We start from the raw sequence: 21,838 nt of genomic DNA, 5'->3' as shown, positions 1-21,838 counted from the left end.
AAATGACACCTGTGGAATTCGAAAAAAACTTTCCTTTGATGGCTAGCCATCAAAGGAAAACAATGACTATTTTTAACAACGAAGTATTAACCTAAAAACGGTCAACGCTAATCAGGGAAGTACATGATGAACGTGAGAAATGTAAAAGTCAAAATGTAAAATATCAAAGTACAAAGTATTAAGTATTAAGTAAAAAATCATAAAGAATTCCCTCCATGAGGTCAAGGGAGGTGTTTTTGAATTCAGAATTGAAAAATGTAAAAGTCGAAATTTAAAATATCAAAGTACAAAGTATTAGGTATTAAGTAAAAAATCATAAAGAATTCCCTCCTTGAGGAGGGCTTGGGAGGTGTTTTTGAATGCAGAATTCTGAATTCTGAATTAAAAAACATACTATATTGTAACTATCTAAAAATATAAAACCACATGAACTCGCAAATAAAGACATTACAAGAAAAAATAGATCAAGCTAAATTAGGTGGCGGGCAGCATCGAATTGCAAAACAACATGAAAAGAAAAAATTAACAGCACGCGAGCGTGTTACGTATTTGTTGGATGAAGGTTCATTTGAAGAAATTGGTATTCTGGTGACGCATCGAACTACTGATTTCAACATGGATAAAGAAATGTATTACGGAGACGGAGTGGTAACGGGTTATGGAACGATTCAAGGTAGGCTGGTGTATGTGTATGCACAGGATTTTACTGTGTTTGGAGGCGCATTATCTGAAACTCATGCCGAAAAAATTTGCAAAATAATGGATATGGCTGTTACCATGGGAGCCCCCATTATCGGTCTTAATGATTCTGGTGGTGCAAGAATTCAAGAAGGTGTTCGTTCTTTGGGCGGTTATGCCGATATTTTTCACAGAAATGTACAGGCTTCGGGTGTTATCCCTCAAATCTCTGCTATTATGGGACCTTGTGCCGGCGGAGCTGTGTACTCTCCGGCGATGACCGATTTCACAATGATGGTAGAAGAAACCAGTTATATGTTCGTTACAGGCCCCAATGTTGTAAAAACAGTTACGAATGAAGAAGTTACTTCTGAAGAGTTGGGTGGCGCTAGCACACACGCTACCAAATCGGGTGTAGCACATGTGACTTCTAGTAATGATATTGCTTGCCTAGAAGATATCAAAAAACTACTTAGCTATTTACCCCAAAGCAATGCAGAATATCCCAATAAATTGCCTTTTGCACCTGCAGAAGAGATTCGGGAAGAACTTGCTGAAGTCATACCGGATCATCCTAATAAACCTTATGATATGCATGAGGTCATACGTGGTATTATCGATGAGGATTCGTTTTATGAAATCCATAAAGCGTATGCAGAAAATATCATTGTAGGTTTTGCACGCATCGGCGGTCGCAGTATTGGTATCGTTGCCAATCAACCTATGTTTCTGGCCGGGGTTTTAGATGTAAATAGTTCTAAAAAAGCCGCCCGATTTACTCGTTTTTGTGATTGTTTTAATATTCCCTTGTTGGTGTTGGTAGATGTTCCCGGTTTCTTACCTGGAACCGATCAGGAGTGGAATGGTATTATCGTTCACGGTGCCAAATTATTATATGCGCTTAGCGAAGCTACTGTACCCAAAGTAACAGTGATCACTCGCAAAGCCTATGGGGGTGCCTACGATGTGATGAACTCAAAACATATTGGTGCAGATCTTAATTATGCCTGGCCTACAGCCGAAATCGCTGTTATGGGAGCCAAAGGCGCAAGTGAGATCATTTTTAAAAAAGAAATACAGGCTGCCGATGATCCTACTGCTAAATTAGCCGAAAAAGAAGCCGAATATGCCGATAAATTTGCAAATCCCTATCGCGCTGCACAACGTGGTTTTATCGATGAAGTCATTTTGCCAAAAAACACCAGGCGTAAACTGTTAAAAGCGTTTAGTATGCTCGAAGATAAAGTAGTAGACCAACCCAAACGGAAGCATGGGAATATTCCTTTGTAGTTCACGGTACGAATGCATTAAATAAAAAAGGGTAACCACCATTTTATTTGGGAACCCTTTTTTCTTAGAATCGGTTTAACACCTTTAAGTATTAGTTTTAGATGCGCATGTTCACAGCCAAGTTAAGATAATTTTCAGGCGTATGGTTGAAAATTTATTACACCTTTCAACTGTTTCGAACACAATCGCTTCGCTATATTTTTTAATATAACCGAATCCGTACTATGCTAAAATTAAAAAACATTTTTAATGCTACATTTCGCCCAAAGCCTTACTTTGTTGTCCGTTTAACCCGCTTTATGACGAAGTACAAGTACATAATTTGGGTTTAATTTCTCTCGTATATGATGTTCTTATAACCATTAAATCCTATTCTGTAGACTCTCCAACCTCTTGGAATAGGAGATATTCTATGAGCTTCTGCACGGGCATTGGGCCAAGCTCCATTTAAGTTTCTAATTCTTCTGCTACCACTTACGGAATTTACATCAGTAATTACCCAACCTTCGGGCAAAGGAGAATTTCGATTCATAAACTCATATACCCCATAGTTACCGCCATTTAAATTTTTAATCGTTCTATTTCCAGATATAGTATTTATCCTTACGGTAATCCAACCTCTTGGTATTTGCTTATTAAACCGTATAGTCCTTATCTCTCCGTAATAACTTTTTGATAAGGGCAGCGTAGCCTCAAATGATTCTAAATGAACATCATTAAAATTCTCCTCTGGTTTCTCACAAGAGATAAACATTGCGCTCAGCACTGCAAAAGCAGCTAATACATGATTTTTTTTCATATTTATAAATTTAGATTATTAGAAGGTAGAACAACTTATTGGTACACCTTTGTAGATCTGAAATTAGCTTACTATATCCAAAAAAAAGTACCAACTTATAAATTGGTACTTCAAAATAAGGCTTTGGCAATATAACCAATTAGGTGATCACCCTATGTGATACTAAATGGACTCAAACTTTAAGCTACTATACTCTAATCTACTATACTCTAATCTACTATATTCTAACAAAGTAAATTTAAATTAACCATAGTATATTTATGACATGTTAACAAGCTTAAATCTGACTATCGTTTTCGTTAATGTTGTAACCATGAATCTTTAGAAAGCCTCTTTAGATTTTAGATTTCATTTTAAATATACCTACAACGCCTCATCCATAATTTTTTGTACAACTTCTGGATTTAGTAACGTACTGGTATCTCCCAGATTGCTTGTATCTTTTGAAGCAATTTTACGTAAAATTCTTCTCATGATCTTACCACTTCGGGTTTTTGGTAGTCCGGGTACAAACTGAATTTTATCTAGTTTAGCGATGGGTCCTATACGTTCGGTAATTTGTTGATTCACTTCTTTACTTAAGTTGTTACGATCACGAGTTTCTCCAGTTTCTTTAAGAATAATATATCCATACAGCGCATTTCCCTTAATGTCATGTGGAAAACCAACTATAGCCGATTCTGCTACAGCCGGATGTTCATTAATGGCATCTTCGATAGGTGCCGTACCCAGGTTGTGACCCGATACTATGATTACATCATCTACTCTACCAGTTATTCTATAATACCCTACCTCATCGCGTAAGGCTCCATCCCCTGTAAAGTACTTATTTTCAAATGCTGAAAAATAAGTATCCTTGTAACGCTGATGATTCCCCCATATGGTTCTGGCCATAGAGGGCCAGGGAAATTTAATACATAAACGTCCGTCGACCTGATTCCCCTTAATTTCTTGTCCGTTTTCATCCATTAATGCAGGTTGTATTCCCGGCATGGGTAACGTGGCATAGGTTGGTTTGGTTGGTGTCGAATATGGTATTGGCGAAATCATGATACCACCGGTTTCTGTTTGCCACCAGGTATCGACAATTGGTGAATTTTTTTGACCAATATGATCGTTATACCAATGCCATGCTTCTTCGTTGATAGGTTCGCCTACCGTACCTAATACCTTAAGACTGGATAAATCATGATTGGTCACATAATCCAGGTTTTCTTTGGCCAATGCTCGAATAGCAGTAGGTGCTGTATAGAATTGCGTAACCTTATGCTTTTGAACTATATCCCAGAAACGACCAAAATCTGGATATGAAGGTACACCTTCAAACATGACGGTCGTTGCTCCATTTGCCAAAGGACCATAAACGATATACGAATGCCCGGTAATCCAACCGATATCGGCAGTACACCAATAAATATCATCTTCATGATACTGAAATACATTTTTAAATGTATAAGCAGCATAAACCATATACCCTGCCGTAGTGTGCAACATACCTTTGGGCATTCCCGTAGATCCAGAGGTGTATAATATGAATAATGGATCTTCTGCGTTCATCACTTCGGGCACACAGTCTTTGTATGCGTCATCAAGTAAAGGCTGTAACCAATAGTCTCTACCTTTTTTCATAGTAATATCAGAGCCTATTCGTTTGGCAACCAGTACCGATTTTATGCCTGGACACTCTTCTAACGCCTCATCAACGATACTTTTTAAGTCGATGGTTTTAGCTCCGCGATACGATCCGTCTGCGGTGATGACCATTTTTGCGTCGCAATCGTTTATTCTTGTAGAAAGTGCTGTGGCAGAAAAACCCGCAAAAACTACAGAATGAATGGCTCCAATTCTTGCACAGGCCAATACCGATACTGCTAATTCAGGAATCATCGGAAGGTAGATACAAACCCTATCTCCTTTCTTGACTCCCTGATCCTTTAAAACATTCGCAAATTTACAAACGCGCTCGTGCAATTGTTTATAGGTAATATGTTGCGCATCTTCAGTAGGATCATTAGGCTCAAAAAGAATAGCGGTTTTATGACCTCTATTACGTAAATGGCGATCAATACAATTTTCGGTTATGTTAAGTTGCGCACCTTCAAACCATTTGATCTCGGGTTTTGTAAAGTCCCAGCTTAATACGTTGTCCCATTTTTTACGCCACATGAAGTGTTCTTCTGCTATTTCGGCCCAAAAAGTTTCAGGATCCCGTACTGATTTTCTGTATACTTGATAGTATTCTTCTAGATGTTTTATGTGATAATTACTCATAATGGTTGTATGTATTATGTTTTTAATTCTTCTATTTTTTTCTTAAAGAGACTGAAGCTACTAAGGATTAAGTACGTTCAACTTTTCAAATACTCAAATAATGACAATAAAAGCTCACCCTTACGACTATTGAATGTAACCGACAATATGTTATACAGTCTAAGTCAATTCCACAACTCATTTATTTCTGTCACCAGTTTTTTTATTGAAAATGGCTTTGTTAAATATTTATCTGCTCCCATTTGTAATCCTTTCTCAATATCTGCTGTTTTATTTTTTGCAGAAAGAAAGACTATTTTAGTTTTATTCAAATTTTGATTGTTACGTATTTGTTTTAAGGTTTCATAACCATCGACATTGGGCATCATAATATCTAATAGTACGATATCAGGAACTATTGTATTAGCTATTTGCAATGCTTCACCTCCATCGCGGGCAATATACACTTCGAAGTTCTTTTTTTTAAAGGTATATTCGAGTGACATTACTATGTTAGGTTCATCATCTACAATCAATATCTTTTTCATAAATAGGTTTTTCTTGGTTCGAGGCTATGATCTGGGAATAGTAAATAAGAAGCGTGCTCCCCTATTATATTTTTTATCGATCCAAATTTTTCCTCGATGACTCTCAATAATTTTCTTACTAATGGCTAATCCCAAACCACTCCCCTTAGGCTTTTTTATATTTTGATGTTTCGCTTGATAAAACTTATCAAAAATATAGTTTATATCTTCCGCAGGAATTCCTTTTCCATTGTCTTGTACGGTTACTTCAATAGTTTTTTGTTTTTGGCGAGCTTGGATCATAATCTCTCCATTTTCAGGTTCTGAGAATTTAAGGGCATTAGATAACAAATTCGTTAATACTTGAAGCATTCGATCTTCATCATAATTAGCATAGATACGTGTTCCATTTTGATAATGTATGGCTACATTTTTTTTATTCGCAATCTGTGAAACTCCATGAATCGCCTTATCTATAGTTTTATCTATTTGATTAGTTTGAATTTCGAGTTCATCTCTACCACTAGAAAGTTTTTCAAGATCCAGAATATTATGTATTAATCGTGCCAAACGGTCGGCATCACTTACAATAGTATTTAAAAATTTGGTTTTTAGCTCGTCGGGCATCTCGTGATCGTCAGTCAGTACTTCAGATGCCGCTTTGATCGATGTGATAGGTGTTTTCAACTCGTGTGCTACGGTATCCAAAAATTCGTCTTTGATACGATCCTGCTCGAGCAATTCGATATTCGCAGCTTTTAATTGTTTTGTGGTTTCAGTAAGTTCATTTGATTGTTCTTTTAGAGCTTTATTAATGGCAATCGTCTTTTTTGATTCTTCCAAAATATTCAGCACTTCAATCAAACTTACCGGTTCCTCTTTAACCACACTATCGATTAAGATTCTTGCCGATGCACTACCGATACTTCCGGTTAGTAGTTTTTCTGAAAAATTAATCAGCCGGGCATCTGCCATTTCTTCCTCTTTTGAAATATCATATTTCATATTAAAAAGATTCAAAGCACGCTCAGTTTTATATTCTCCTAAAAATCGCTTAAGCATTGCACGTATATCTGTAACATAGGCTTCTCCCTTCCAAACAAAAGCACCATCTTGTAGATTGGCATAATTGCTACTATTAATAAACATTTCTGCATAATTACGTTCTCTATAATTCCCTTTGGATAGTAAAGAGATTATAAGAAAACTGCTTGTATTTAGAAACATGCTCCAAAAAAAGGAATGTGCTTCTGGACTTAGAAAATCAATTCCTAAGAGCGCATACGGTTTTAGTAATTCTACACCAAACAGCCCCTGTTCTACAAAAGAATTATTGCCTTGAAGGACATTTAAAACAAAAGGTAAAATTAAAGTATACACCACTATTAAGACTCCTATACTCATTCCTGTCTTGACTGCCCTGGCAGAACCACGATTCCAAAAAAGACCTATAAAAAAAGAAGGTGCAAGTTGAGCAATAATGACAAATGATATCAAACCTATAGAATATAGTGATAACTCATAAGAAAAATTAACATAGAAGAAATACGCAATAATGATTAAAGAAAATATGGAAATCCTTCGTATAGTCTTGATATAATTTGCATTTTTTTCTGGGTCCCCTTTAACAAACATGTCCAAAAAACCATAGGGTATGACAAGGTTGTTACTCACCATCGTCGATAAGGCTAACGTTGAGACAACTACCATAGAAATTACAGCAGAAAATCCACCTAGAAAAACCAGCAGGGCTAAAACTATATTATTATTTTGAAGTGGTAGCAGCAAAATGTAGTAGTCTTGATTAACATTACCTTCAAAAGAAAGATTACCCGCCCAGGCAATGAAAATTACAAAAACATTAAATAGAAATAAATAAAGCGGAAACATCCAAATTGCTTTCTTCAAATAACGTTCTCTATCGTTTTCTACAACGGCTACATGAAACTGTCGTGGTAGTAAGAAAATAGCAAAAAACGAAAGTGCAATAGTAAACATCCAGTTAAAACCCGATGTAACCCCATTAAAAGCTGTTATTTGATTAAAATTATCCAACTGCGAAGCCTTTTGATACATATCTGATGTACCATCGAATAGAAAAAAAGTAACATAAATACCTGCTATAAGGAAAAATATAAGTTTGAATACCGATTCTACGGCTACGGTAGTCATAATTCCTTTTCTTCGTTGAGAGGCATCAGCAGCTTGTGTACCGTAAAAAGCAACAAAAATAGCAAGAAGCACTGCGATATAAAATGTGGAGTCATCTAGTATCGTAGTAGATACATAACTGGTCTCATCGGTTATAATTTCAAAAGTCTCTGAAATAGCCTTCAACTGCAAAGATATATAAGGTACGATCGCAAATACACAAATCACGGTTACCAAAGCTCCCAAAAAACGATTATTACCATAACGTAGGGATATAAAATCGGCGATGCTGGATATTTTATGTTGTTTTGAAACTCTAATAATCTTACGCATTACAAGTATCCAAAGTGGTAAAGAAATAACCGGTCCCAGATATATAGTCAAGAAACTGATGCCTGATTGAGAGGCTATTCCCACGCTACCATAATATGTCCAGGCAGAACAATACACAGCCAATGACAACGCGTATATATATGGATTATTAACCCATTTACTTTTTGAGTTTTTCTCTGCCCAATATGCAATGAGAAACAAAAAAGCCAAATAGATGATAATTATAGATATTAAAAGATAATTATTCATAATGTCTTCGTAGTATGAATAATGAAATGAGTATAGCGACTATCCAGATAAGAAAAATAAAAAAATAGAGCGTCGGAAAGCCAAAAATTTCGCCAGAATGGTCAAAAATGAGTATCAATGGAACATTCCACACTAAAAACAACACAAGAGAAAGAACAATAAGCTTTTGTTGATGTCTTTTTTTCATTGAAGAACAATTAATCTTATAAAGTTAGGAAAAAAACGGTGCTATATTAGGATACAACACCGGTTTCTTCTAAATTAAAAACTAATGTGAAGATGCTTCTCCCGCTCCACTCGGTATTCTTATATTTTCTACTATATCCTGAACTTCTTCCGGAGGTGCAGCCGTTACTCGAGAAATCACTACAGAAACGATTACATTTACGATCATCGCAATAGTACCGAATCCTTCTGGAGAAGTGCCAAACCACCATTCTTCTTTAGGCCTTGGTTCCATCACCCCTATTAATCCTGTTTTAAATCGAATCATGTAAAACAGCATTAGTGTAATTCCAACTACCATTCCCCATATCGCGCCTTGCCTATTCATTCTTTTGTCGAATATCCCTAGTATAATAGCCGGAAAAAAGGATGCGGCAGCAAGTCCAAAAGCTAAGGCAACTACCGCAGCTACAAAGCCAGGCGGATAAATACCAAATAATCCTGCTACTATGATAGCAAACAAAATACTAATACGTGCTGTCCAAAGTTCTCCGTTTTCTGAAATGTCGGGTTTAATTTGTTTTTTAATTAGATCATGAGAGATAGAAGTAGAAATAACTAATAGCAGTCCTGCCGCTGTTGATAAAGCTGCAGCTAATCCGCCTGCAGCTACCAAAGCAATTACCCAATTAGGTAAGTTGGCGATCTCAGGATTTGCTAATACCATGATATCACGGTCTACATATAATTCATTAGTAGAAGTATTGGCATTTGACACCAAACGCTCATTGTATTGACCACGTTCGCCTGTATATTTGGGTTTTCCATCTGTGGCGCTACCGTTCACATATTGAATTTTACCATCTCCATTTTTATCAGACCATGCTATTAGCCCCGTATTTTCCCAGTTTTTAAACCATTCGGGTACGGCTTCATACCTTGTTTCACTTACGGTTTCGATCAAATTTGTTCTAGCAAAAACTGCTATTGCCGGTGCAGTAGTGTATAATATGGCAATAAATAATAATGCTAAACCAGCAGATTTGCGGGCATCTTTAACTTTAGGCACAGTAAAAAATCGCACAATTACATGAGGTAATCCTGCAGTACCAACCATTAATGCCAAGGTTATTGCGAATACGTCCCAGGTTGTTTTTGAACCGTTCGTATACTCGTTAAATCCTAATTGCGTATGCAATGTATCTAACTTTTCTAACAAGTATGTACCATCTTCTACAGTACCCCCCATACCTATTTGAGGAATAATATTACCTGTCATTTGCATAGAGATAAAAAAAGCAGGCACCATAAACGCAAAAATTAGCACACAATATTGAGCTACTTGCGTATAGGTTATTCCTTTCATTCCGCCTAGAAAAGCAAAGACTAAAACCACTGCCATACCGATGATAACTCCCAAGGTAATATCGACCTGTAGAAATTGAGAAAAAACAATTCCGACACCTCGCATTTGACCTGCAACATATGTAAATGATACAATAAGTGCACAAATTACCGCAACTGTTCTTGCTGTATTTGAATAGTAGCGATCCCCTATAAAATCGGGAACGGTAAACTTTCCAAATTTTCTAAGATAAGGTGCCAGTAAAAGTGCTAATAACACATAACCACCTGTCCATCCCATTAAAAATACAGAGCCATCATATCCCATAAAAGATATTAAACCGGCCATCGATATAAAAGACGCTGCACTCATCCAGTCGGCAGCTGTTGCCATACCATTAGCTAATGGTGATACTCCGCCACCAGCCACATAAAATTCTTTGGTAGAACCTGCCCTTGCCCAAATGGCTATTCCAAAATAAAGGGCAAACGTAATCCCTACTAAAATCCAAGTCCATAATTGAACACTCATACTATTAATTTTTTTTGGTTTGTATAAAGATTACTCGTCGTAACCGTATTTTTTATCTAGTTTATTCATCAATCGTACATACACAAAAATGAGTATGACAAAAACATAAATAGAGCCTTGTTGCGCAAACCAGAATCCTAGCTTAAATCCTCCTAATCTTATGGTGTTTAATTCATCTTTGAATACTATTCCGGCTCCGTAAGAAACTAAAAACCATATGAGTAAAAGAATTACCAGGTATTTTAAGTTTTCTTTCCAGTATGCGACTGCTTTTTGTTTATCTGTCATGAGTTTAAATTTTATAAATAAATCATAGCTTGTAAAGTTACCGTGCTTTGTGCATCGGCATCTCCATATTTTATATTTTGATATTCTAGCGTCAATTTTGAATGATGCCCACTGAAGTACGCATTGGTCCCTAACCCGAAAGTGGTTGCATTATCGTCGATTGCATCTATGGTTCTGTTGTTGAAAGAGGCGTAAGGCTGAAATTTAATTTTCTTATTATCGTTAGGAATTACATAGCCCACGTGACCATACAGCATAGATCCGGTTTCATAAGTCTCTCCAAGAGTAAAATTTTCACCGTAATTATTGTTTTGATAAACGGCATAAGCTGTAATTGCAGATCCGTTTTCTCCAAGTGGTGCATCATAAAAAACATCTGCAGCAAAAATGGATACATCTTCTCCCTGGGGTGTTGCAGTGTCATCTACAATAATGCTACCATTAGGATGATAAAAAAACCCTGCGCCCACATTGAAGATTTTTTTACCTCCTAAATAGGATCCAACTTTATACGGTAAAAAATTTGATTCTTGATCTAGAAAATGATAATCAAAGTATCCTGCAAAGTTTTTACCGGCATCTTTAGAGCCCAATACGTTTCTTCCTGCATAGTAAGTTTCGCCTACAACAAAAGTATCGGGATTAGTTAGGTCGACCGCAGAGTCGAGTGTATTTTCTCCTGCTTCATTGACCGATATGCGATATTGCAATTTCCCAAATGATCCTTTTAAATATACACCGATGTGTCTGGCAAATTGATCAGATAAACCAATCGTAGCCCAAGACTGGCGATTGTTATCCAAGGTCATGATGTTAAGTGTACTTTGGTTATTGAGCCTTGAAATACCATTCCAGTAATGCAATCCACCCCCTATAGCGTGTTTTTTACCAAGACTGTATTGCATCCAAAAATCGTGAAAGAACAATTGCGAATTATCTCCTGTCCCTACCGGACTTTGATTAGTTGCATTAAGACTATTTAAACCAAAATGAGTTAAGATTAAAAAGTCTTTATTGATTTGGGCATACGTAAGAATACGCGCTCTGCGAATACTCATATTGGTATTGCTAATATCGTCGGGTACCTCATCCCGGTATTGTGCCCAAAATTGTCCCCAGGAAATTATTCGAAAATACTTGGATCCGTCTTCATTGAGCTTCATTTTAATGCCGCCATCGTAGTCTGGCGCTCCTTGCGAATACATAAAAGATATGGTCAGAAAAGCCATGCCTAAAAATGCGATGATCTGTTTTCTCATAGAGTTTAATAAGATTAGATTAGTACTAATTTGATAGTGTGTGCACTACTAAGCTCTTAAAAAGTATGAGTTAACAAAAAATTAATATACTTATTTGTTAATTAAGTATAGTTAATCTCTGAAACGTTCCCATTTAATAAGCATGAACTTATCTCCTAACTCTGTAACAACCACTCCGGCACCTGATAAATTGTTAAGGTTTTGAAAATAGTTAGATATTTCTGAGGCATTAAATATTTTATAGGTTGGATGATAATTAGTATGGTATGGTCTTTTAATATTGTATTTTTTGACCCAATTCATAATACTTACATGAGAAATTCCTAAAATTCGTTCTATCTCACGATAGGTTAATCCTTCCAGATAAAGCTGTAGAGCTTTGTTAACATAATAATCATCAATTTTTTTACCGATCTTATTTACTGAAAAGAAATAGTTGCAGGATTTGCACTTAAATCGCTGCCTATTATTTATAATACCACTCTTAATAAATGAAGAAGAGCCGCAATTTGGACAATTTTTGATACTCATATATATTTATTTAGCATAAATATATTAATTTAGCAATAAAGTATATACCAAATACTATGTTTTTATAACAATATGTTACATATTTTCTTAAAAAATGATAGTTTTACCCAAAAAAGTAGGTAGTTAAAAGGATTTGAATCTAACTAGCATTGAAATACGCTATTAATTTTAGTAGCTTTTGATCCCAAAAAGGCATTCACTCTATGAATAATAGAAAACGTACTCAATATGCAGTATTTGCAGTTGCTGCACTATGTGCTGCTTTAATCAATCAATACATAATTAAGTATGTAAAAGCACACATTAACCAACAAGGATATGTGTTAGTGCTTCTGGATATGATCATCGTAGTTCTAATTTTTGCGCCGGCATTTGCCTTGGTTACGAAATACACGAAAAAACTTTCCCAAACGTATCTTAAAACTTCAAAAAGATTTTCAAGTAAACGAAGTAATGGCACATTTCTAGGATTTATTATCGCTATTTTTATTCTTTTTATACTCTATGCCAACATAAGACATGATATCAACGTAATTGAAGATCTTACAAAGCTTATTCCCTAGTTCTACAGTTACATTAAAATTTTAAATCTTTGGGAGGTACGACATTCTATATGTTTAACGCTCGCTGCACATTGCAAATAGTAATCCCTTCTTGCAAAGCAAGTAATGCATCATCGTATGTAGGTATAAATTCTTGCGCAACATATCCGTTGAATCCCGTATCTAAAATTGCTTTAATAATTGCTGGATAATAAAGTTCCTGACTATCATTTATTTCGTTTCTACCCGGAACGCCTCCTGTATGATAGTGCGCAAAATATTCGTGGTACTTTTGAATAGTTGCAATAATATTTCCTTCCATAATTTGCATATGGTAAATATCATATAGCAATTTAAAATGAGGTGATCCGATCTTATCGACTAATGAAACGCCCCACTTTGTATGATCACATTGGTAATCTATGTGATCCACTTTGCTATTTAGTAATTCCATTACCAATGTTACATTCTTTTGCTCTGCATGTTTTACCAGGGGATCTAATCCTTTGGCACATGCTTCCCATCCTTGTGTATCAGAGATTCCGTTACGGTTTCCTGAAAATACAATAACTTGCTTAATCCCGTATGCAGAAGCTTTGCTAATAAGTTCTACATAGTGTTGTTGTAGTTGTTGATGATTTTGTATATTGTTGAATCCTTGAGTAATGCTGGCAAAAGTATCTGTAGCTAGAGAACACTCTAAACCATACTTTTTTGCAATTTCCCATTCGTTGGGTTTTAACAAGTCTATGGCTTTAAGACCTATCTCTTTTCCTCTTTTAGCAAACTCTGGCAGCGGAATGTTTTCATAACACCATCTACAAGCAGCATGATGAATAGCGCCTTTAACAGGAATTACGGCTTCAGCCATAATATCTTTGTCCTTTCCATGCGTATTACAAGACCAAACGGATGCGGGTATGCTTAGTGCACCTATTCCTAAAGAAACGTTTTTAAGGGCCTGTCGGCGATTTATCTTTTTCGATTTCATAGGCTACTGAATTCGTTAGTTTGTAGATTAATTTAGCTATCTAACATAAACTTTTTAACTTCATCAAAAGTAAAAACCGGATTAGCACCTTCACTGCCAGCAACCATCGCACCCACAGCACATGCGTAATCTAAAGATTTTTGCGGTGTTTCATTTTGTAATAATGTTGAAATTAAAGTTGCCAAAAAAGAATCACCTGCCCCAACGGTGTCTATAACCTTTATGGGATATCCGGCATTATAATAAAACTTACCGTCAAAAAATAACATCGCTCCGTTCTTTCCTTTGGTAACACAGATTTGAAAAGTCCCTGTAACATCAGCAATCGCTCTAATTTGATCCTCTACCAGATCTTCCTTAATCTTTAGAAGCGAACCTACCTCTTCTAATTCTTCATCATTTAATTTAATAAAATCTGCTTTTTGCATTATATCAGAAAGTAATTGCGAAGTATAGTGAGGTGGTCGCAAATTTATATCCAGAATTCTGAATTTAGCCTCTTTTAAAAGTTTGAATAATGTATTTCTAGAGACAGCGTTTCGGCTCGCAAGACTGCCAAAAATAATAGCGTCAGATTGCTTTACCTCGGCTACAAGTTCTTCAGAACACTGTATAAAATCCCATGCCGAAGGTGTATCAATAGTATAGGTTGCAGTATGCACATCATCTAAACTTACGTGTACTTCTCCGGTTTTATATTTGTTATCGATCTGGATGGTATGTACTGGCAATGCGCTGTTTTTGATGTATGTTTTGATTGCCTTCCCATATTCATCATCCCCAATTTTAGTCAATATTGAAGAACTAACTCCCATACTTTTAAGTCGTAATGCCACGTTGAGTGGGGCTCCCCCCACCTTTCTCTGATCTGGAAAAACATCCCAAAGTACTTCTCCGAAACAAGTTATTTTCATTATATTTTTACTTATACGATTAAAGATAGGTGTTTTTGGATAAACAGAACTATCAATTAACGAGCTTATCTGTAACTCAATAAACGATACAGATTTAGACAAAAAACAACCCCTAAGGATAACAACTCCTTAGGGATCTGGACTGAAGCTAAAAAATTAAACTAACTCAACTTATACTCAATCTTACTTCAGTTTCTTTTTCACTGATCCCGAAACGAGTTCAGGATTTAATTCGGCTATTTACGTTCAATTCGCTTTCGCTTTCGCTCTTGAAAGCACAGTCTCATTAAACTTGCTTCAGTTTTTCTTCTATTTGTTCAAGACAAAGATTATTAATGCTGCCTATGTGGCTATGTTTAGTATTTTTTTCGGGCTTATAATTAGAGTTTTCAATATCTTTCCCTATTTTGATGTAGGCATCTCTAAAAGACATTCCGTTCATAACCAATGTATTTAATGTATCTACACTAAATACATAATCATACTTTTCATCTTCCAAAATATTTTGGTTTACCGTTACATTTTTCAACGCATATTGTGCCATTTCTAAAGATGCTTTCAAATCCTGAATAGCAGGTATAATACCTTCTTTAAGCAATTGCATATCTCGATGATAACCACTTGGCAAATTATTGGTAAGTACCGTTAGCTCATAAGGTAATGCCTGAATTTTATTACACTTGCCCCTGATTAATTCGAAAACATCTGGATTTTTTTTATGTGGCATAATACTAGAGCCTGTGGTAAACTCTGACGGAATAGTCATAAAATCAAAATTCTGACTCATATACAGGCAAACATCCATTGCAAGTTTTGATAGCGTCCCCGCGATACTGCTCATTGCAAATGCGGTCAATTTTTCAGACTTACCCCTACTCATTTGTGCTGCAACGACATTATATTTTAAGGTTTCGAAACCTAACTCTTTGGTGGTAAACTCTCGATCTATCGGGAAAGAACTACCATATCCCGCAGCACTACCTAGCGGATTTTGGTCAACAACTTTTAAAGCCGCATTCAGCATATAAAGATCGTCGACAAAACTTTCTGCATAGGCCGAAAACCAAAGACCAAATGAAGATGGCATAGCGATTTGTAAATGTGTATATCCCGGTAACAAAACATCTTTATGTTTTTTAGCCTGGACCAACAAATCATTTGACAATGATTTGGTTACCAATTTAATTTGTTTTAATTCATCTTTTAAAAATAAATGTAAAGCCACTAACACTTGATCATTACGAGAGCGCGCGGTATGAATTCTTTTTCCTGCATCTCCTATTCTTTGTGTTAATTCGAATTCAATTTTAGAGTGAACGTCTTCAAATTGTTCTTCTATTACAAAAGTGCCTTTTTCAATTTCGTTCGCTATGTTGTCTAGCTCCTTTTTGATACTAGACATATCATCATTAGATAAAAGGCTTATTTTATGTAACATCAATGCATGCGCGAGCGTTGCTTGTACATCATATTTTGCCAACACCACATCTAATTGCCTATCGTTACCTACGGTAAATTGATCTATTTTTTGATCTGTTGGTAAACCTTTATCCCATAGTTTCATATTTTTTGTATTGAGTTGTTTGTAGTTAGTATTAAGTGGACAGTATTAAGTAGTTAGTAGTAACCTAAAATTATTAAGTTTGACCAATCTGTGATCATAAAACCATAGGTGTGCTTTATACTTTACATTTTCTTCATTGTATTATTTTTATGTGTTGCATTACACAATTCCTTCTAAAATTTTGATATATAATGAGACACCTTCTTTAATCTCATCGACATAAATAAATTCGTCTGCAGAATGTGATCGCGTCGAGTCTCCGGGACCTAATTTCAAAGAAGGGCAACTCAATACCGATTGATCTGATAACGTTGGTGAGCCGTAGGTAGTTCTTCCTAAAGCAATACCCGATTGTACTACAGGATGTTTTATAGAAATTGAAGAAGAACCTAAATGCAAAGATCTTGGTGCTATAATTACGTCTTCAGGCATGTTTTTTTGAACAGTGTCTAATATATCAGCATTTGTATAATCATCATTTATCCGTATATCAACCACCAGATCACAATGAGAAGGCACAACGTTGTGCTGATTTCCGGCGTTAACCTGTGTTACTGTCATTTTTACTGCACCCAGGGTTTTTGATATTTTTTCGAATTGATACGTTTCAAACCATTTTATGGTATCCAATGCCTTGTATATTGCATTGTTGTCATTAGGGTGCGCAGCATGACTTGATGTACCCTGAACTGACACGTCTAATACCAAAAGTCCTTTTTCTGCTACTGCGAGTTGCATTAATGTAGGTTCACCAACAATCGCGAATTCTATATTTTCAAAATAGTTCAATACACTTTTCAAGCCTAGTGGACCACTATTTTCTTCCTCGGCAGAGGCAACTATTACAAAATTGTATGTTAAGTTTTCCTTCGGAAAAAAATAAGCAAATGTTGCTAACAAAGAAACCAAACAACCACCGGCATCGTTACTGCCTAGGCCATATAATTTTCCAGTATCTACAAAAGCCTTAAATGGATCATTCGTATAATTACCATTAGGTTTAACCGTATCATGATGAGAATTTAATAAAATAGTAGGCTTTGATGCATCAAAATATTTATTGTAGGCCCAGACATTATTATTCTCCCTTTTAAATGGAATATCAAACTGCGTAAACCAATGTTCTATAAGCAGTGCTGTTTGATCTTCTTCTGTAGAAAAAGATGGCGTTTCTATAAGTTGATGCAAAAGCTGAATGGCTTTGTTTGTAAGTTCTTCGATCATTTTTATAAAGTCAGTGTTGTATGTTTTGTAGTTGGATCTTTAAGATAATTTGCATTAGCTATATGTACCTCGTGTACTTTTTTATGCAATGCATCGAAACAATTTTGAAGCTTGGGTAACATCCCATCTGCAATGACGTTATTTTCGAGTAACATGTGGTAGGTTTCCCTATTGATATGTTCTATTACAGAGTCTTGATCTTTAATAGTATGTAATACACCTTGAAATTCAAAACAGTAATATAAAGACACTTTGTAATACGAACTCATAGCAGCAGCAATTTCTGAAGCAATGGTATCTGCGTTTGTGTTTAATAATTGTCCATCACCGTCGTGCGTTACAGCACAAAAAACAGGCACAATATCGAGGTCTATCAATCCCTTGATTATATTCGAATTTACGCTAGAAACGTCACCTACAAATCCGTAATCCACAAATTGTACAGGTCTTTTCTTGGCCAACATTACATTGGCATCTGCTCCTGTGAGCCCTAGCGCATTACAGTCATTTTTTTGAAGGCATGCAACGATTCGCTTATTGATTAAACCTGCGTAGGTTTGTACAATGATCTCAAGATTTTCAGAAGAGGTGATTCTACGACCGTCAATCATTTCTGTTGTAATACCCAAACGACTGGCAAGCGTTGTTGCAGTTCTCCCCCCGCCGTGCACCAAAATTTTTGGTCTTTTTATCTTAGCAAAATCCGATAGAAAAGAATATAAAGCATCAGGATTTTCAATAGTATTTCCTCCTATTTTGGCTACCAATAATTGTTGTCTTTTCATACAAATAAAACTAATTTAAAAATTTGATTATCAACACATTATATAAAAATATTAGTATTTCCTTAGATTTGCGATCTCATCTTTTATTCATGTCCTTTTGTGGAGGCGATTACCTTGCCATATCTAATCCCTCTATGAGGGTTTCATTTCTACATAAATTACTACTCACCCCCAGCACTCTTAGTACATAAAAAGAGCTTTAATGGACTATTGCTCACTTATCTACTTTCTAATATTTTTTGTAACACCAATTGAGCAGCATATGTTCTATTATTGGCCTGCTCTATGACTATAGCGTTTTTACTATCTAATACCGCATCATCTAGAACGACATTTCTTCGAACAGGCAAACAGTGCATCAATTTTGCATTATTGGTTTTTTTCATCTTTGCTGATGTAATTTTCCAGCTTTCGTCGTTTCCTACTTTACCATATTCTGAATAGGAACTCCAATTTTTCACATAGATAAAATCTGCATTCTCAAATGCCCTTTCCTGATTGTGATCGATTGGCGTTTCTTTTGTTATTTCATCAGCCAATTCAAATCCTTCTGGGTGGGTAATGACTAAATCTACATCCATAATTTGCATAATTTCTACGAAAGAATTTGCAACTGCCTGTGGTAAAGCTTTTGGGTGTGGCGCCCACGACAACACTACTTTAGGTTTTTTTACTGAAGTATGCTCTGTAATCGTAATTGCATCAGTTAATGCCTGTAGCGGATGACCAGCAGCACTTTCCATATTGATAACGGGTATAGTAGCATATTTTATAAAACTTTGTAATACCTGTTCGCTATAATCGTCTTCCTTGTTTTTGAGCTGGGCGAAAGCCCGTATCGCGAGCACATCACAATATTGAGAAATCACTTGTGCTGCTTCTTTCACATGCTCTGAGTTTCCTTGATCCATGATTACCCCATCATTATACTCTAGAGACCAGCCTTCTCCTGTAAAATTCATCACAATAACATTCATTCCCAGATTAATAGCCGCCTTTTGAGTGCTTAAACGTGTTCGCAAGCTTGGATTAAAAAATAAGAGACCAATGGTTTTATCAACTCCCAGCATTTTATTTGCTAAGGGTTCTTTTTTTAGGGCAATAGCTTCATCAATCCAGGTTTCTAGAGCGTCTATATCTTTTATCGAAAAATAGTTTTTCATAGTATTCGTATTAATAGTCATCAAACACTAATTAGATGCTGACCTTTTCAGTTTTTAAAACTTTATGTAAAGCGTGTATAAATTGATCTACTTCCTTTTTACCAATGGTAAGTGGTGGAAGTATCCGAATCAGTTTTTTATTCATAGCACCTCCGGTAAAAATCTGATGCTCGTAAATGAGCCTTTTTCTTAAATTCGCAATTTCAAAATCAAATTCGAGTCCCAGCATCAAACCTCTTCCTTTTACTTTTTGTACCCCTGGAAGATCCTTGATTTGGGATAAAAAATAATCACCAATGTTATGTACATTATCGAGTATATTTTCAGTTTGGATAACCTCGAGAACCGATATGGCTGCCGCACAAGCCAAGTGATTACCTCCAAAAGTAGTACCCAACAGCCCATAACTTGGTTTTATATGTGGTGCGATCATAATACCGCCTATGGGAAAGCCATTCCCCATACCTTTGGCAATTGAGATTATATCGGGAGTAATATCATGAAATTGATGTGCAAAAAACTTTCCCGTTCTTGCGTAACCCGATTGTATTTCATCTAGAATCAGAACCACATTGTGCTTTCGACACAGTCGTTCAACCTGCTGAAAAAACGCTGTCGTACCTTCATCCAACCCCCCTACTCCTTGAATAGGCTCTATAATTACAGCGCATACGTCTTCTTTTTCAAGTTCTGATTGTAAAGCTTCAATCTGGTTGAGCGGTAAAAATGTCACCTGCTGCTGTTGGTTAAGCGGAGCATTAATGTTAGCGTTATCTGTAGCTGCGACGGCTGCCGAAGTTCTCCCATGAAATGCATTGGCAAAAGCTATAACTCTCGCTTTTCCAGTATGGAAAGAAGCCAGCTTTAATGCATTTTCATTCGCTTCGGCACCAGAATTACATAAAAACAGCTGGTAATTTGTATATCCTGAAAGTGCTCCTAATTTATTAGCTAACTGCTTTTGCAGACTATTTCGAACAGCATTCGAATAAAAACCAATTGCATCTATCTGCTCCTTTATTTTTTTATTATAATGCGGATGTGAATGACCGATAGAAATCACCGCATGACCCCCGTAAAGATCTAGGTATTCGATTCCGTTTTTATCGACAACGGTACTGCCATAAGCTTTTACCGGTTCGACATCGTATAGTGGATATACTTCAAATAATTTCATCTGTTTAAAATTTTATAATTCAATGAAAAATAAGTAATTACAAAATTATAAACAGATGTAACCACTTTGTTTTCGCATAAACTTATTTTAATCATATCGGTAGGGTATGCTGAAAAAAGTTTATGCTCATTTCATAGTATAGTTGTTGGTTGATGGTTTATGATCGATAGAAAAATACTAGCTATTCCCCATAAATAATCAACTATTTAATAGTATTAATCTTTTCATAAGAGGCCATCACTCCCTTGATCACCGAAGAACTTAAGCCTTGATGTTCCATCTCATTCAAACCAGCAATTGTACATCCTTGCGGGGTAGTTACTTTGTCGATCTCCCGCTCTGGATGTGTACCGTTTTCTGCAACTAGTGTCGCTGCTCCTATAGCGGTTTGTACAGCAATAATCTGTGCCTCGTGAGGATGAAACCCCATTTGTATACCTCCCTGGATCATAGCTCTTAGAAACCTTAAGAAAAATGCAATTCCGCTAGCACCAAGCACCGTAGCTGCTTGCATCAATCGTTCTTCGATGACCAGGGTTTCTCCTATGGTATTAAACATTTTTTCGACAAACTCAAGTTCCTTTTTTGCGTTCTTATTTGCTGATATACATGTCATAGATAACTTTTTTGAAGCCCCAGTGTTAGGCATCACTCGAATTACTTTGTTTTGAGGCACTACGCTATTAATTTCATCAATAGATGTTCCTGTTACTGTAGAGATTAGTAGTTGTGTTGACGTTAGTACATCCTTAATTTCTTGTAAGACAACATCTAACTGTCGGGGTTGCACACAAAGAATAACCCATTGCACACCTTTAACCGAACTAATGAGATCTTGCGATACTGATACCCCAAACTGTTCATTAACTTCCTTGAGATTATATTTCGATGTATCGACTGCCGTTATATCCTTGGGGTCTAACAAATCACTACCTGCCAAACCTGATAGTATTGATTTTCCTAAGTTGCCGACTCCTATAATTGTTATTTTAGCCATATTTCTTCGTTTTTATGCCCGAGCCTATCCGACATATATTGAACTTTTCGATGCATATATACTTTGATAAGCCGATTACATTGAG

The 21,838-nt window shown here is 36.1% G+C and carries 19 protein-coding genes; 2 read left to right on the top strand and 17 right to left on the bottom strand.

Features of this window, described 5'->3' with window-relative positions:
* The first annotated feature begins 426 nt into the window (after positions 1-426).
* Complete coding sequence (locus J8281_RS15835; protein ID WP_210198628.1) at positions 427-1,968, top strand: acyl-CoA carboxylase subunit beta; 1,542 nt, start codon at positions 427-429, stop codon at positions 1,966-1,968.
* A gap of 328 nt (positions 1,969-2,296) precedes the next feature.
* Here the strand turns inward: J8281_RS15835 and J8281_RS15830 are convergent, their stop codons facing one another.
* The 9 genes from J8281_RS15830 to J8281_RS15790 form a co-directional block, all read right to left on the bottom strand.
* On the bottom strand, positions 2,297-2,767 hold the full coding sequence (locus J8281_RS15830; RefSeq protein WP_210198627.1) for a hypothetical protein: 471 nt from the start codon (positions 2,765-2,767) through the stop codon (positions 2,297-2,299).
* 363 nt (positions 2,768-3,130) lie between these two features.
* Positions 3,131-5,038, bottom strand: coding sequence for an acetate--CoA ligase (gene acs, locus J8281_RS15825; RefSeq protein ID WP_210198626.1), 1,908 nt, complete (start codon positions 5,036-5,038; stop codon positions 3,131-3,133).
* 164 nt (positions 5,039-5,202) lie between these two features.
* On the bottom strand, positions 5,203-5,565 hold the full coding sequence (locus tag J8281_RS15820) for a response regulator transcription factor (RefSeq protein ID WP_210198625.1): 363 nt from the start codon (positions 5,563-5,565) through the stop codon (positions 5,203-5,205).
* 24 nt (positions 5,566-5,589) lie between these two features.
* Complete coding sequence (locus J8281_RS15815) at positions 5,590-8,277, bottom strand: ATP-binding protein (RefSeq protein WP_210198624.1); 2,688 nt, start codon at positions 8,275-8,277, stop codon at positions 5,590-5,592.
* Entirely contained in the window at positions 8,270-8,464 is a 195-nt protein-coding gene (locus J8281_RS15810; protein WP_210198623.1) for a hypothetical protein, read from the bottom strand. Before J8281_RS15810 ends, J8281_RS15815 begins: the two co-directional genes overlap by 8 nt.
* Before the next feature lie 81 nt (positions 8,465-8,545).
* Positions 8,546-10,318 carry a sodium:solute symporter family protein gene (locus J8281_RS15805; RefSeq protein ID WP_210198622.1) on the bottom strand — a complete coding sequence of 591 codons (1,773 nt, stop codon included), beginning with the start codon at positions 10,316-10,318 and terminating at the stop codon, positions 8,546-8,548.
* Positions 10,319-10,348: 30 nt separating this feature from the next.
* Entirely contained in the window at positions 10,349-10,606 is a 258-nt protein-coding gene (locus J8281_RS15800; protein WP_210198621.1) for a DUF4212 domain-containing protein, read from the bottom strand.
* Between the two features lie 11 nt (positions 10,607-10,617).
* On the bottom strand, positions 10,618-11,865 hold the full coding sequence (locus tag J8281_RS15795) for a hypothetical protein (RefSeq protein ID WP_210198620.1): 1,248 nt from the start codon (positions 11,863-11,865) through the stop codon (positions 10,618-10,620).
* Positions 11,866-11,976: 111 nt separating this feature from the next.
* Complete coding sequence (locus tag J8281_RS15790; RefSeq protein WP_210198619.1) at positions 11,977-12,396, bottom strand: helix-turn-helix domain-containing protein; 420 nt, start codon at positions 12,394-12,396, stop codon at positions 11,977-11,979.
* Positions 12,397-12,599: 203 nt separating this feature from the next.
* On the opposite strand from J8281_RS15790, the gene J8281_RS15785 reads away from it, so the two are divergent.
* Positions 12,600-12,959, top strand: a complete 360-nt coding sequence (locus tag J8281_RS15785) for a hypothetical protein (protein ID WP_210198618.1) — start codon at positions 12,600-12,602, stop codon at positions 12,957-12,959.
* 46 nt (positions 12,960-13,005) lie between these two features.
* Here the strand turns inward: J8281_RS15785 and J8281_RS15780 are convergent, their stop codons facing one another.
* The 8 genes from J8281_RS15780 to proC all read right to left on the bottom strand — a co-directional run bounded on the left by J8281_RS15780 (position 13,006) and on the right by proC (position 21,753).
* A complete protein-coding gene (locus J8281_RS15780; RefSeq protein ID WP_210198617.1) occupies positions 13,006-13,929 on the bottom strand; it encodes a hydroxypyruvate isomerase family protein in 924 nt (307 codons plus the stop codon).
* A 32-nt stretch (positions 13,930-13,961) separates the two neighbouring features.
* Complete coding sequence (locus J8281_RS15775; protein WP_246849137.1) at positions 13,962-14,843, bottom strand: carbohydrate kinase; 882 nt, start codon at positions 14,841-14,843, stop codon at positions 13,962-13,964.
* Positions 14,844-15,129: 286 nt separating this feature from the next.
* A complete protein-coding gene (argH, locus tag J8281_RS15770) occupies positions 15,130-16,407 on the bottom strand; it encodes an argininosuccinate lyase (protein ID WP_210198616.1) in 1,278 nt (425 codons plus the stop codon).
* A 159-nt stretch (positions 16,408-16,566) separates the two neighbouring features.
* Positions 16,567-17,631, bottom strand: a complete 1,065-nt coding sequence (locus tag J8281_RS15765) for a M20 family metallo-hydrolase (RefSeq protein WP_210198615.1) — start codon at positions 17,629-17,631, stop codon at positions 16,567-16,569.
* Positions 17,632-17,633: 2 nt separating this feature from the next.
* The gene (argB, locus tag J8281_RS15760; protein WP_210198614.1) at positions 17,634-18,416 is read right to left on the bottom strand and encodes an acetylglutamate kinase; all 783 of its coding nucleotides are present in this window, start codon (positions 18,414-18,416) and stop codon (positions 17,634-17,636) included.
* Between the two features lie 218 nt (positions 18,417-18,634).
* Positions 18,635-19,579 (bottom strand): N-acetylornithine carbamoyltransferase, encoded by a 945-nt coding sequence (locus J8281_RS15755; protein ID WP_210198613.1) that lies wholly within the window; start codon positions 19,577-19,579, stop codon positions 18,635-18,637.
* A gap of 31 nt (positions 19,580-19,610) precedes the next feature.
* Entirely contained in the window at positions 19,611-20,756 is a 1,146-nt protein-coding gene (locus J8281_RS15750; protein WP_210198612.1) for an aspartate aminotransferase family protein, read from the bottom strand.
* Positions 20,757-20,958: 202 nt separating this feature from the next.
* Complete coding sequence (gene proC / locus J8281_RS15745; RefSeq protein ID WP_210198611.1) at positions 20,959-21,753, bottom strand: pyrroline-5-carboxylate reductase; 795 nt, start codon at positions 21,751-21,753, stop codon at positions 20,959-20,961.
* Positions 21,754-21,838 lie beyond the last annotated feature (85 nt).

Origin of the sequence: Aquimarina sp. U1-2 (genome assembly GCF_017897595.1) — a bacterium.
GTDB lineage: Bacteria > Bacteroidota > Bacteroidia > Flavobacteriales > Flavobacteriaceae > Aquimarina.
Note: the sequence above shows the minus strand (reverse complement) of the source record. Positions and strands in the feature narration are given on the sequence as shown.